This is a genomic window from Ruminococcus sp. FC2018, from assembly GCF_000621805.1.
In the GTDB taxonomy this organism is placed as follows: domain Bacteria; phylum Bacillota; class Clostridia; order Oscillospirales; family Ruminococcaceae; genus Hominimerdicola.
In genome coordinates this window covers 88,148-102,346 of sequence record NZ_JHXH01000006.1, presented here as the reverse complement: position 1 = coordinate 102,346, position 14,199 = coordinate 88,148, and the positions used below count along the sequence as shown (strand labels likewise).

Below are 14,199 nucleotides of genomic sequence, written 5' to 3'. Positions count from 1 at the left end.
CGGATATTTCCGTGGAAATAAAACAGAAAGGAGAACAAACATGAAAAAGATAAACCCTGTGTACTCGCCTCAGGACATACCTTTGGGGCTGTCTATGGCAATGGCACAGAACGCTCTTGCGTTTGACACCTTTGCAAAGCTTACCACGGCACAGAAGCAAAAGCTCATCAAGGACAGCTCGGTCGCCGCTTCACCTGAGGAAATGCAGCAGCTTGTGGACAATATGACTGCCGATCACAGCCTCAACAACGGTCTTGGCACAAGCAGCTTTTTGTAAAGTTTTTTCCATTTTAAATCACCATTGTGATAATTCACAATTATTTTTAAAGATGTTTGCTTAAATTTTATATGTACGGGTGTTGAAATTTACCGGCAAATATAGTACAATTATTATGTTAAAAATTGTGTTGTGCGGGGCATATGCCTCTTTGGCAGAACATGTGTGCTTGGAGGGCGCCGTTATGGTACAGGGCTGTTTGTCAACTCCATACGCTTTTAGCGGATCTTGCTTCGGCATTTACCGCCGCTTGTTTGCGCACAAATCCGCTTATGCACACACCTTGCCCACACACAGTACGTCTGTACGCAGGTACTGTATACCTGCTTGAAAACTGCAACGGTTTGTTGCAGTTTTTTGTTTTCAGCACTCACAACGCTGCGCAGACGACACAATAAAGATTAGGAGGTTGATATAATTGAAAAAAGTTGCAGTTATCATGGGCTCGGACAGCGATCTGCCGGTGGTAAAAAAGGCTATCGACGAGCTTAAAGCATACGGCGTTGAATACGAAGCTCACGTTATGAGCGCACACAGGTCCCCTGCTCTGGCAAGCGAATTTGCTGCAAAAGCCAGGGAAAACGGGTTCGGCGTGATTATCTGTGCAGCGGGAATGGCTGCTCACCTTGCGGGAGTTATTGCAGGTCACACCACACTGCCTGTTATCGGTATCCCCTGCAAGTCGGCGGCACTTGACGGAATGGACGCACTTCTTGCAACGGTTATGATGCCTTCGGGAATACCTGTTGCTACGGTGGCTATCGACGGGGCTAAAAATGCCGCTATCCTTGCGATACAGATACTTGCTCTGTCGGACGAGGTGCTTGCAACCAGGCTTGCAAAAGAAAAACAGAAAATGATCGACGGCGTAATAGCTAAGGACGCTGCTCTTCAGGATACACTAAAGAACATCTGATGATGTTATCTCGGGCAAATTCATATCAAAAAGGGTTCAGGTGATTTACTTATGGGTGGTTTTTTCGGCGCAGTTTCAGCTAATGACTGCATCCAGGACGTATTTTTCGGAACGGATTATCATACTCATCTGGGTACAAGACGAGGCGGTATGACCTCTTATTCCGCTGAGCTTGGCTTCCAGAGGAATATCCACAGCATTGAAAATTCTCCGTTTCGTACTAAATTTGAAAAAGATGTTGAAACTATGCGGGGAAAGGTCTGTGTCGGCTGTATCAGCGATACCGACCCTCAGCCTATCATGGTGCGCTCAAAGCTGGGACTTTATGCTATATGCTCGATAGGAGTCATACATAATGCTGATGCTATCGCAGGCGAGCTTCTTCACAACGGCTGTGCGAATTTTGAAGCTATGAGCAGCGGTTCGATAAACTCAGCAGATCTTATCGGTGCGCTGATCGCACAGAAAGACAATTTTGTTGACGGCATCAGATATGCACAGAGCAAGATACAGGGAACTATGTCGCTGGTCATCATGCTCAAGGATTCCGTTATCTGCGCAAGAGACAAGGCAGGCAAGCTTCCGATAATCATAGGAAAAAGATCTGACGGTTTCTGTTTCTCGTTTGAGGACTTCGCTTTCATGAAACTGGGCTATACGACCTGCCACGAGATGAAAGCAGGTGAGATACTCAAGCTGAACAAGGACGGCTATGAGATACTTGCCGAGGGTACGGACAAAATGAGTATCTGTACATTTTTATGGACTTATTACGGTTACCCCAATGCCACATACGAGGGTAGGAACGTTGAGGTCATGAGAATAAGAAACGGTATGATAATGGCGGAAAACGACATCAAAAACGGCAGGCTGCCGGATGTTGACTACGTATGCGGCGTTCCCGACTCAGGTACTCCGCATGCGATAGGCTATGCAAACCGAAGCGGCATACCGTTTGCAAGACCGTTCATCAAGTACACTCCGACCTGGCCGAGAAGCTTTATGCCCACCAACCAGTCAATGAGAAACAAGGTCGCAAAGATGAAGCTGATACCCGTTCACGACCTTATCAAAGGCAAAAAGCTGCTGTTTGTGGACGACAGCATCGTAAGAGGCACACAGATGAGAGAAACCGTTGAGTTCCTTTATGAAAACGGCGCAAAGGAAGTTCATATGCGCTCTGCCTGTCCGCCGATAATGTACGGCTGCAAATACCTGAACTTCTCACGCAGCAATTCGGAACTTGAGCTTATCGCAAGACAGATAATCGACGAGCACGAGGGCGTTGAAGGGGTCAAATATATCAGCGAGTACAGCGATTCCAACACGGAAAGAGGCAGGCTCCTCAGAGATGAGATATGCCGCAGGCTTGAACTCACATCCCTTGAATTCCAGTCACTCGAAGGCACTTTCAAGGCAGTGGAGCTTGAAGGCTGCAAGCTGTGCACCTACTGTTGGAACGGAAAAGAACATTGCGGCGAATAATAACCGCATATCACATACAACGAAAGGATAAGTTATATGAACAATAACAGCTATTCAAACAGCTACAAGGATGCAGGAGTTGACGTTACCGCAGGATACAAGGCTGTGGAACTTATGAAACAGTATGTGGCACGCACAGTTACCAAGGGCGTTGTTGACGGGATCGGCGGTTTTGGCGGCTTGTTCGAGCTTGACATCACGGACATCAAAAAGCCTGTGCTTGTTTCGGGCACCGACGGCGTAGGCACAAAGATAAAGATCGCTTTTCTGCTGGACAAGCATGACACCGTGGGTATCGACTGCGTTGCTATGTGCGTAAACGACATAATCTGCTGCGGTGCAAAGCCACAGTTTTTCCTTGACTACATAGCCTGCGGAAAGAATTACCCCGAAAAGATCGCAAAGATAGTTTCAGGTGTTGCGGAAGGCTGCGTTCAGGCAGGCTGTGCACTTATCGGCGGCGAGACCGCTGAGCATCCGGGACTTATGCCGGATGAGGATTACGACCTTGCAGGCTTCTCTGTGGGCGTTGTTGACAAGGACAAGATCATCAAGCCCGACACACAGAAAGCAGGCGACGTTATGATCGCTATCAAGTCAAGCGGTGTTCACTCAAACGGCTTCAGCCTTGTAAGAAAGGTTTTTGACGTAAACGAACAAAGCCTTGCAAAGACATATGACGAGCTTGGGGGAAAGACCCTTGGCGAGGTGCTTCTGACACCTACAAGGATATACGTAAAGGCGATCATGAGCCTGATAGACAGTGTAAATGTCAAGAGCATTTCCCACATCACAGGCGGCGGATTCTATGAGAACATTCCAAGATCCCTTCCAAAGGGACTTTCTGCAAAGATCTCAAGAAAGAACGTTCAGGTCCTGCCGATCTTCGACCTTATCGCAAAGACGGGCAATATCCCCGAGAGAGATATGTTCAACACATTCAACATGGGCGTTGGTATGACCGTTGTTGTCGACAAGGCAGATGCCGACAAGGCTGTTGAGGTGCTCAAAGCCGCAGGAGAGGAAGCTTACATTCTCGGTGAGCTTATCGAAGGCGACTACGGAGTGGTTATAACAGAATAATTTGATAAGGACCAAAGATATGAAGAATATAGTTGTGCTGGTTTCCGGCGGCGGAACGAATTTACAGGCTCTTATAGATGCCCAGGCAAGCGGCATAATAAAGGGCGGAAAGATCAGCTGCGTTATCTCCTCAAAGGAGGGTGCGTTTGCGCTTGAAAGGGCAAAAAAAGCGGATATACCCACCGTTGTGATACCAAGAAAGGAATATGCCGACAGCAAGGCTTACAGTGAGGCTATCCTTGCGGAGCTTAACAGACAGCAGGCTGACCTTGTGGTGCTTGCAGGATTTATGACCATACTTGACGAATGCGTTACAAGGGCGTACCCTTACAGGATAATAAATGTTCATCCTGCCCTTATACCAAGCTTCTGCGGCGAGGGATTCTACGGACTGAAGGTGCATGAAAAAGCACTTGAATACGGAGTCAAGGTATCGGGTGCAACGATTCATTTCGTGAATGAAAAGGCTGACGCAGGTGCGATAATACTTCAGGGAACGGTGAACGTTGAGAACGATGACACTGCTGAAACTTTGCAGCGCAGGATAATGGAAAACGTTGAGTGGAAGCTGCTGCCAAAGGCTGTTTCGCTTTTCTGCCAGGACAGGATCTTTATCAGGGACGGCAAGGCTTACGTTGCTGAAAAATGAGATCCGACAGGATATGATACGGTTAAGACCATTCAAAAAGTGGGACTGCATTAACATGAAAACGGAAAATGAAAAATGAAAAACAGACTGATCTCTATAGGACTTTTTGTTCTGACATTCGTTATATTCTGGAATCTGTTTGATTTCGGATACTGCAAGATCATAACCAGAAGCAGCTGGAGCTTTACAGTCGGAAAGAACATAATGTACCCGGCAGTTATGGGCGCTACAATAAGTCTTGTTTTGCCGATTTTCAATCGCATCGGCAAAAAGAAATAATACTTTGGAGGGAAAGAATATGAAAACTATTGATATCTACCAGGCTTTAAAGGAAAACAGTTACCCCGGAAGAGGTATAATCATCGGCAAGAGTGCTGACGGAAAGAACGCTGTCACGGCTTACTTTATCATGGGCAGAAGCGTAAACTCAAGAAACAGAGTTTTCACTGAGACTGCTGACGGCATAAAGACAGAGGCTGCCGACCCGAGCAAGCTCTCCGACCCACATCTTATCATCTACTCCCCTGTCAGAGTTCTTGGCAACAAGACTATTGTTACCAACGGCGACCAGACAGACACTATCTATGAGCTTATGGACAATCAGCAGACTTTTGAGCAGTCCCTGAGGACACGTATCTACGAGGACGACGCTCCGAACTATACTCCCCGTATTTCCGGAATAATGCACGTTGGCGGCGGTGAGTACAACTATGCGATGAATATAATCAAGTCCGCAGACGGAAACCCGGACTGCGTTGAAAGGTTTACCTTCACATACACCACTCCTCTTGCAGGCACAGGTCACTTTATCCACACCTATATGGGTGACGGAAACCCACTGCCGAGCTTTGAGGGCGAGCCGGAAAAAATAGAGATCCCAACCGACATTGATACTTTCACAAATGACCTTTGGAACGCACTTAACGAGGATAACAAGGTATCTTTGTTTGTGAGATTTATCGACATCCAGACCGGCAAGGCAACCACAAAGATAGTTAACAAGTATTCAAAGTAAACCCCTGTTTGTAATAAGGAGACCTGAAGATGGAAGAAAAACGCACTGTTCTGCGAATGGGCGACCATGAGACATGGCGTGCAGAATACGACGGTCATGAGATACTGGTCGTGAACAAGAGCAGGACACAGGTGGAGGTTGACGGCACAGTTGTTGCTGTCCAGAGCGGGAAAGTTCCTATTGCCACAAAGCTGAACCTTATCGGCACTATACCGGGTACAGACGAGCTGGTGATAGTTACCCTTAACGGAAGTATGAAAAATGAATACAGAGGCGGACGCACCGAGGTACACATCTATATAGGCAGGGAGCTTGGCTCGGCTTACGGATTTGTTGATCCACAAAGAAAATTCACCGAGGTGGACGATATCGTCCCTGCTAAAAAAAGCTCCGGGACCGGAAGGATAAAAATGATCAAAGTCAGAAAAAAGAAAGACAGATCCAAACAACAGTAGTTTAATATCATTAAAACATAAATCGGAGGTAATTGAAAATGGCAAACGAAATGCTTTTAAAGTACGGCTGCAATCCAAATCAGAAGCCGTCAAAGGTCTTTATGGAGGACGGAAAGGACTTGCCTATCACAGTTCTCAACGGCAAGCCCGGCTACATCAATCTGCTTGACGCTTTCAACGGCTGGCAGCTGGTAAAGGAGCTTAAAAAAGCTACCGGTTACTGCGCTGCAACATCATTCAAGCATGTTTCACCGGCAGGTGCTGCTATCGGCACTCCCCTTACGGACACAGAAAAGAAGATATACTTCGTTGACGACCTGGGCGAGCTTACTCCTATGGCGTGCGCTTACGCAAAGGCAAGAGGCGCAGACAGAATGTCATCCTACGGTGACTTCATCGCTCTTTCCGACGAGTGCGATGCCTGCACGGCTAATCTTATCAAGCGTGAGGTATCAGACGGCATAATCGCTCCCTCTTATACCGACGAGGCTCTTGAGATACTCAAGTCAAAGAGAAAGGGTACATACAACATTGTTAAAATAGACGAAAGCTATGTTCCCGATCCTATCGAGAGAAAGCAGGTTTACGGTGTTACTTTCGAGCAGGGCAGAAACGAACTGAAGATAGACAACGAGATGCTTGCAAACATTGTTACAGACAACAAGGACATTCCCGACGACAAGAAAACAGACCTTGTTATCTCCCTTATCACACTCAAATACACTCAGTCAAACTCTGTATGCTACGTTAAGAACGGACAGGCTATCGGTATCGGTGCAGGTCAGCAGTCAAGGATACACTGCACAAGACTTGCAGGAAACAAGGCTGACATCTGGTGGCTGAGACAGCATCCAAAGGTACTTGGCTTGCAGTTCGTTGACGACATCAGAAGACCGGACAGAGACAACACCATTGACGTTTATATTTCCGACGAGCACGACGATGTGCTGGCAGACGGCGTTTGGCAGACACTTTTCAAGGTCAAGCCCGAAGTGCTCACAGCTGAGGAAAAGAAAGAATGGATTGCTAAAAACAAGGACGTTTGCCTTGGCTCAGACGCTTTCTTCCCATTCGGTGACAATATCGAAAGAGCTAAAAAATCAGGCGTTGCTTACATTGCAGAGCCGGGCGGATCTATCAGAGACGATCATGTTATTATGACCTGCAACAAGTATAATATTGCCATGGCATTCACAGGTATCAGACTGTTCCACCATTGATCTGCGGAGGTATTTTAAATGGATATTCTTGTTGTTGGCGGCGGCGGTCGTGAACACGCAATTATAATGAAGCTTGCCCAGTCAAAAAAAGTGGACAAGCTGTACTGCACTCCGGGAAACGGCGGAATTTCAAAGTATGCACAGTGCTTTGACGTGGGCGCAACGGATATTGACGGCGTTGTGGCTCTTGCACAGAAGCTGAATGTGGATATGGTTGTGGTAGCCCCAGACGATCCGCTGGTGCTGGGAATGGTGGATGCTTTGCAGGCTAAGGGCTTCAAGACCTTCGGACCGAAAAAGGACGCAGCTATCATTGAGGGCAGCAAGGTGTTCTCTAAGCAGCTGATGAAAAAATACAATATCCCCACGGCAAAATATGAGGTCTTTGACAACAGCGAAGATGCTATCGCATATATCAGAAAGCAGAACACCTACCCTGCTGTCATAAAGGCTGACGGACTTGCTCTGGGCAAGGGAGTTATCCTTGCACAGAACGAAGACGAGGCTGTAAAGGCTGTTCACGAGATGATCGACGAGCTTAAATTCGGCAAGAGCAGTTCAACTGTAGTCATTGAGGAATATCTCACAGGTCCGGAAGTTTCCGTGCTTTCTTTCACAGACGGCAAAACTGTTGTTCCAATGATCTCCTCAATGGACCACAAGCGTGCCCTTGACGGCGACGAGGGACTTAACACCGGAGGAATGGGCACTGTGGCTCCGAATCCGTACTACACACAAAGCATTGCAGACGAGTGCATGGAAAAGATATTCCTGCCTACTATAAAGGCTATGAACGCTGAGGGACGCACATTTGAGGGTTGTCTTTATTTCGGACTTATGCTTACCCCGGACGGTCCTAAGGTTATCGAGTACAACTGCCGCTTTGGCGACCCGGAGACACAGGTGGTACTGCCTATGCTTGACGGGGATCTTTGCGAGATCTTTGAGGCGATTTACGAGCACAGGCTGTCCGAGGTAAAAATCGACTGGAAAGATGGCTTCTGCACCTGCGTTGTAATGGCAAGCGGCGGCTACCCCACAAGCTATGAAAAAGGCTTTGAGATAACCGGTCTTGACGAAAACGGACAGACAAAGGACGCCATAGTTTATCATGCCGGCACAAAGATCAAAGACGGAAAATTTACAAACAACGGCGGCAGAGTGCTGGGCGTGACCTGCACTGCACTTACCCTTCAGGGTGCTCTGGACAAGAGCTACAACGCTGTGAAAAAGATAAACTGGAAGGATGTACATTACCGCAAAGACATCGGTCAGCGTGCTTTGAAGGCACTTGACACACACGACCCCCTTGACCTGGAATACAAGCAGGATATGGAGGACTATATCGAAGAAAACGGCGTATATTTAAGACAGTAAAAGAAAACAGCTCCCACCAAATTGGTGAGAGCTATTTTTTGGTCAGTATTCTATATGGTCGTGCAAGATATGCTTTATGCTTCCGTACAGGTACGGCTTTAAAGTCTGCATATCGCAGGGTTCGGAATAAAGGATCGCCGAGTAACAGGTGGAGCTTACAAGCTCTATTATCATATAAACCATTATTTCGGGATCCTTGACCGTATTGGGGGCGTTTTCGATTATCATATTGTAAACGTCCGCAAAATCCACGTCCTTTTCGCTGGCTTTAGTGGTAAGGGCGTTCTTGAACACTCCCCAGCTGAGATTTTTGGATATAAAACTAAGGGTAGACTTATTCTCACAAAGCTGGTTTATTATATTGTCCACCACAAATATGATGTCCGACTCAAAGTCATGCTCCTTTTTCTCAACCTTCATCTGAACTATCGCTTTTCTGAACATCTGGGAGGATTTATGGGATATGAGATGATTCCTCAGATCGTACTTATCCTTGAAGTACAGATAGAATGTGCCTTTTGCAACACCTGCCTTGCTGACGATATCCGAAATGGAGGTCTTGGTCAGTCCTTTTGTGGTAAAAAGCTCAAAGGCTGTATCAAGCAGCGAGGTCTCTTTCTTCTTTTTGTTTGAGTCAAGCTTGCCCATTTTTTCATCTCCTTGAATGATATAAACGGCTCTTTTACCTGTTGTTTAAATTATAAATCCCACAAATCTCAAAGTCAAGACGTAAAAATGACCAATAGTCATTATTGTTTTTTGCCTCCAATGTACAATGTATACAAAAATATGACCAACGGTCAATTTTATTGTCCAAACATATTGACTAACGGTCATTTTTGTGGTAGACTAACATTAGGAAATCAAAACAGCGATGTGACATACAATGTATAATGTATGCAGCTATATTTATCAAAGCTGTTTTAAGGGGGTAATGAAACAATGTATAAGTTCGGAAAGGCAGTTGTCAAAGGCAGATTTGCTATACTTATAATCAGCCTGGTACTGCTTGTCCCTTCCCTTATAGGTATGCTGGGCACGAGGATAAACTACGACATCCTTTCCTATCTGCCTAAGGAACTTGACACCATGAAGGGTCAGGATATAATGCTGGATGAGTTCGGCAAGGGAGGTTTTGCATTCGTCATGATAGACGGTATGCAGGACAAGGACGTTAAGGATCTTGAAAAGAAATTTGCAAAGGTGGATCACGTTTGCGATGTAATATGGTATGATTCCATTGCAGACATCAACCTGCCGAAAGAGGTTCTCCCGAAAAAGCTCTATGACTTCTTTAATTCGGGCGATTCTACGTTGCTTGCAGTCTTCTTCGACTCCTCGTCGGCATCCGACGAAAGTCTTAAAGCTCTAAACGAGGTCAAATCCATTGCAGGAAAACAATGCTTTGTTGCCGGCATGACCGCAGCGATCAGCGACATAAAGGATCTGACCCTAAACGAGACAATGGGATATGTTATCCTTGCGGTCTGTCTCACAAGCCTGGTGCTGGCACTTACAATGGATTCGTTCCTGATACCCGTATTCTTTATGTTAAGCGTTGGAATGGCGATCCTTTACAACCTGGGGTCAAACTTCTTCATTGGAGAGATCTCGTTCATAACCCAGGCTCTTACAGCAGTTCTCCAGCTGGGCGTTACAATAGACTACTCCATATTCCTGTGGCACAGCTACAAAGAGGAGCAGGGAAACCACCCAGGAGACAACAAAGAAGCTATGGCGCAGGCAATCTCCAAGACTATCAGTTCAGTTGTAGGCAGCTCCATCACCACAGTCGCAGGATTCCTCGCACTTTGCTTTATGTCCTACAAACTGGGACTGGATATGGGTATCGTTATGGCAAAGGGTGTTGTTATCGGCGTTATCGCCTGCGTAACAGTTCTTCCTTCCATGATACTTATTTTTGACAAGGCTCTGACAAAGACAATGCACCGTGACCTTATTCCAAAGCTCGACAAGCTTTCAAGCTTTATTATCAGACACCGTGCTGTCTGCCTTACCGCATTTCTTGTGGTGCTGATCCCGGCAGTTTACGGATACACACACACCGATGTTTACTACGATCTGACAGCTACTCTTCCAAAGGATCTTGACAGTATCGTGGCAAGCACAAAGCTGGAGGAACAGTATCACATGACTTCCACACATATAATAATGTGCGACGCTGATCTTGAACCAAAGGCTATGAACAATATGCTTAACGAGATGAACAAGGTTGACGGTGTCAAGTTCTCCCTGGGTCTTAACTCTCTGCTTGGACCTAACATTCCAAAAGAGGTCATTCCCGAAAAGCTCACAGAGGTACTTAAATCAAAGAACTGGCAGATGGTGCTTGTAGGTTCTCAGTACAAGACCGCCTCAGATGAGGTGAACAAACAGATAGATAAGCTTCAGGACATAGTTTCAAAATACGACAGCAAAGCAATGGTCATCGGTGAGGCACCTTGTACAAAGGATCTTATAACAGTCACCGACAGAGACTTCAAGGTCGTCAGCGCAGTTTCAATGGTTGCTATCTTCCTTATAATCTTCTTTGTTCTCAGATCATTCTCACTGCCACTCATTCTTGTAACAGTAATTGAGTTTGCGATTTTTGTTAACATGGCAATACCATGCTACACCCACACGACGATACCGTTTATCGCATCTATCGTTATCGGTACCATTCAGCTGGGTGCAACCGTGGATTATGCTATCCTTATGTCCACAAGATACAAGCTGGAAAGAAACTCCGGCAAGGACAAAACAGAGTCTGTTACCATTGCACTTTCCACCTCTATCAAGTCGATCATAGTTTCCGCTCTTGGATTCTTTGCTGCCACATTCGGAGTAGGCGTTTACTCAAGAGTGGATATGATATCTCAGCTTTGCAGCCTCCTTTCAAGAGGCGCTATCATAAGCATGGTGACAGTAATACTGATCCTGCCTTCGATGCTTATGCTGTTTGATCCGATCATAATCCGTTCCACATTCGGAATGAAGAACGCAAGAAAAAATCATGCCGGAGTCAATGGCGTACAGCTTCCGACAGTCAAGTGAGAAACGAAAGGGGTAAGAAATCATGAAAACATATTCTAAAGTCATTGCAGGCGCACTTGCAGTAATGCTCTCAGCTGGAGCAACGGGAATGTACGCAATGGCAAATAAAAAAGAAGATAAAAAAAGCGACAGCGATGAAAGCACAACTTCATCTGCCGAAAAGAACACACATACTACCAATGCCGACGGTAAAACTTACAAAGAAGAGACCGTCTACGTTATGACCAAGGCAAACGGAAGCAAGGACAGGGTCATTGTCAGCGACTGGCTTAAAAATCCTAAGGGACTCAAGGACCTTGAAGATGTTTCAAACCTTAAAGATATTGAAAACACAAAGACCGATGAGACCTTTGATGCCAACGGAAACAAGATAACCTGGAAAACCGAGGGCGGAGATATTTACTACAAAGGCAACTATTCCGGTGATCTGCCTATCGAGATGAAAGTCACATACACTCTGGACGGTAAGGAGACAAAACCGGAGGATATGGCAGGTAAAAGCGGTAAAGTCACAATAAGATATGACTTCACAAATAAGGCAAAGCAGACAATTAACATCAACGGCAAAGATCAGCAGGTCTATGTTCCCTTCCTTATGACCACAGGTTCTATCCTTGACGGAGATATATTCTCAAACGTTGATATCAAAAACGGAAAGGTGATCTCCGACGGAAACAAACAGATATTTGTGGGAATCGCAATGCCCGGTCTGAAGGAAAGCCTTAACGTTGAGGGCTTAAAGGAAAGCCTTAAAAAGACAGATGAAAAGACTGCTGAGAAGCTTGAGGAAAAGGACGTAGAGATCCCGGAATACGTTGAGATCACAGCAGATGTCCACAACTTCGAGATGCCCACAACTCTTACTCTTGCAACCAGCAATCTTCTGTCAAATGCAGAGATAGATACCACGGAAATACTTAACGCAGTGGAAAGCAAGCTCAATGAAATGGCAAAGGGCGTTGACCAGCTTTCAGTAGGCGCAGGCAAGCTCAGCACAGGACTGAACACCCTTAACAGCTCGGTTACTCCCCTTTCCGACGGCATCGCCAAGCTGTACTTAGGTTCGGGCGAGCTTAACCAGGGACTTAAAACCGCACAGGACGGTGCTTCACAGCTGGCACAGGGCGCAGGCACTCTCAGCAGCTCCACAGATCAGCTCACAAGCGGAATAGCTGAGTTGAAAACAGGTTCAGCTACACTTTCCACTAAGCTGGGTGAGGCTTCAAGCGGAGCAAAAACTCTTGCAGGCGGCGCATCTACCCTTGCAGGCGGCTTTGCACAGCTTGACCAGAAGCTGCCCACACTTGCAAGCGGAGCTCAGCAGCTCAAAGCAGGCGCACAGCAGCTTGCAGACGGCTCATCACAGCTCAGCGCAGGTGCTTCACAGCTCAGCACGGGACTTTCTCAGGCACAGAATGGCGTTGCACAGCTCCAGGGCGGTGCACAGCAGCTCAACACAAATTTGCAGCAGCAGCTTGACAAGACCACCGACGGCACACTTGCAAACGCAACAGCAAAGCTTTCCGCAGGGGCAAAACAGGTATCCGACGGACTTACTCAGATGAACACCCAGGTAGCAAATCTCCCCACCCAGGTACAGCAGCTTGGACAGGGTGTTGACACGGCGGCAGCAAGCCTTGAAACAACTATATCCGCAAACGAGCAGGTGCTGGCAGGTCTTAAACAGCTCAACACACAGTCACCAAGCCAGAGCCTTGCAACATCTATTGCCACACTTGAACAGACTATAGCAGGTCAGAAACAGATACTTGCCGCCCTAAAAAACGGCACCGACCCAAGCAACCCTACTATTAAAGACGGTATTTCTGCACTGGAAACAGGCGCAGGCACAATAAAGACATCTGTGGGGGCACTTGCAAACGGTTCGGCACAGGTAAATACAGGCGCACAGCAGATCGATGCAGGCGCACAGAAGCTGATGAGCGAAGCACAGAAGGGTGCAGAGCAGATCTATGGCGGACTTGCACAACTTAACGGCAAGTTCAATGAGAAAAATACAGGTATACTTGACGGTTCAAAGGCTCTAAGCAGCGGACTTTCAGAGCTTAACAAGGGCGCAGGCGCACTTAACAGCGGCGTTCAGAGCGCAGCCGGCGGTATCGGCGAGCTTACCACGGGGCTGGGACAGCTTTCAAACGGTGCAAAGCAGCTCAACGGCGGTGCAGCACAGCTTTCAAGCGGACTCGTCCAGCTCCACGACGGTTCTGTAAAGCTTGATTCGGGCATAGGACAGCTTGCCGGCGGTGCAGGTCAGTTCAAGGACGGCGCAAAGCTTCTTGCTGAAAAAATGACTACCCTTTCCGAAGGACTCAAGAAACTTGCAGACGGAAGTGGCGAGCTTTACAGCGGCATTGGCACCCTCAAAGATGGCAGCACTCAGCTTACAGACGGTGTAAAACAGCTTTCCGACGGTGCAAAACAGCTTGACGATGGCTTGAAGCAATTCAAGACAGAAGCTGTGGACAAGATAATGAGGGTATATAACGATGAGATAAAAGGTCTTATGGATAAGCTCAGCGCTGTTACCAAGGCATCCGGTGCTTACAACAACTTCTCGGGAATTGCAGAAGGGACCGACGGTGAGGTCAAGTTTATTTACGAGACTGAGGGCATCACCAAGAGCAAGGATTGATATTTCTTACCC

The 14,199-nt window shown here is 46.9% G+C and carries 13 protein-coding genes; 12 read left to right on the top strand and 1 reads right to left on the bottom strand.

Annotation, left to right across the window (positions count from 1 at the left end; genetic code table 11):
- The first annotated feature begins 40 nt into the window (after window positions 1-40).
- The 10 genes from T494_RS0105800 (at window position 41) to purD (ending at window position 8,477) form a co-directional block, all read left to right on the top strand.
- Complete coding sequence (locus T494_RS0105800) at window positions 41-277, top strand: hypothetical protein (RefSeq protein WP_028505482.1); 237 nt, start codon at window positions 41-43, stop codon at window positions 275-277.
- Window positions 278-695: 418 nt separating this feature from the next.
- Window positions 696-1,193 carry a 5-(carboxyamino)imidazole ribonucleotide mutase gene (gene purE / locus T494_RS0105795; protein ID WP_028505481.1) on the top strand — a complete coding sequence of 166 codons (498 nt, stop codon included), beginning with the start codon at window positions 696-698 and terminating at the stop codon, window positions 1,191-1,193.
- Window positions 1,194-1,244: 51 nt separating this feature from the next.
- Complete coding sequence (locus tag T494_RS0105790) at window positions 1,245-2,678, top strand: amidophosphoribosyltransferase (protein WP_028505480.1); 1,434 nt, start codon at window positions 1,245-1,247, stop codon at window positions 2,676-2,678.
- Between the two features lie 36 nt (window positions 2,679-2,714).
- Window positions 2,715-3,761 (top strand): phosphoribosylformylglycinamidine cyclo-ligase, encoded by a 1,047-nt coding sequence (gene purM / locus T494_RS0105785; protein ID WP_028505479.1) that lies wholly within the window; start codon window positions 2,715-2,717, stop codon window positions 3,759-3,761.
- A gap of 19 nt (window positions 3,762-3,780) precedes the next feature.
- On the top strand, window positions 3,781-4,410 hold the full coding sequence (gene purN, locus T494_RS0105780; RefSeq protein WP_028505478.1) for a phosphoribosylglycinamide formyltransferase: 630 nt from the start codon (window positions 3,781-3,783) through the stop codon (window positions 4,408-4,410).
- Window positions 4,411-4,485: 75 nt separating this feature from the next.
- Window positions 4,486-4,689: a hypothetical protein gene (locus T494_RS0105775; RefSeq protein WP_028505477.1), complete on the top strand. Its 204-nt coding sequence runs from the start codon at window positions 4,486-4,488 to the stop codon at window positions 4,687-4,689.
- Between the two features lie 19 nt (window positions 4,690-4,708).
- Complete coding sequence (locus T494_RS0105770) at window positions 4,709-5,425, top strand: IMP cyclohydrolase (protein ID WP_028505476.1); 717 nt, start codon at window positions 4,709-4,711, stop codon at window positions 5,423-5,425.
- Window positions 5,426-5,454: 29 nt separating this feature from the next.
- On the top strand, window positions 5,455-5,880 hold the full coding sequence (locus T494_RS0105765) for a hypothetical protein (protein WP_028505475.1): 426 nt from the start codon (window positions 5,455-5,457) through the stop codon (window positions 5,878-5,880).
- Between the two features lie 38 nt (window positions 5,881-5,918).
- Window positions 5,919-7,100 (top strand): phosphoribosylaminoimidazolecarboxamide formyltransferase, encoded by a 1,182-nt coding sequence (locus T494_RS0105760; protein WP_028505474.1) that lies wholly within the window; start codon window positions 5,919-5,921, stop codon window positions 7,098-7,100.
- Between the two features lie 18 nt (window positions 7,101-7,118).
- Complete coding sequence (gene purD / locus T494_RS0105755; RefSeq protein WP_028505473.1) at window positions 7,119-8,477, top strand: phosphoribosylamine--glycine ligase; 1,359 nt, start codon at window positions 7,119-7,121, stop codon at window positions 8,475-8,477.
- Between the two features lie 42 nt (window positions 8,478-8,519).
- Here purD and T494_RS0105750 read toward each other — a convergent pair whose 3' ends face one another.
- On the bottom strand, window positions 8,520-9,125 hold the full coding sequence (locus T494_RS0105750; RefSeq protein WP_028505472.1) for a TetR/AcrR family transcriptional regulator: 606 nt from the start codon (window positions 9,123-9,125) through the stop codon (window positions 8,520-8,522).
- A gap of 294 nt (window positions 9,126-9,419) precedes the next feature.
- On the opposite strand from T494_RS0105750, the gene T494_RS0105745 reads away from it, so the two are divergent.
- Both T494_RS0105745 and T494_RS0105740 read left to right on the top strand, forming a co-directional pair.
- A complete protein-coding gene (locus T494_RS0105745; RefSeq protein WP_028505471.1) occupies window positions 9,420-11,534 on the top strand; it encodes an MMPL family transporter in 2,115 nt (704 codons plus the stop codon).
- A gap of 22 nt (window positions 11,535-11,556) precedes the next feature.
- Window positions 11,557-14,187 (top strand): hypothetical protein, encoded by a 2,631-nt coding sequence (locus tag T494_RS0105740; protein WP_028505470.1) that lies wholly within the window; start codon window positions 11,557-11,559, stop codon window positions 14,185-14,187.
- The last annotated feature ends 12 nt before the right edge of the window (window positions 14,188-14,199 follow it).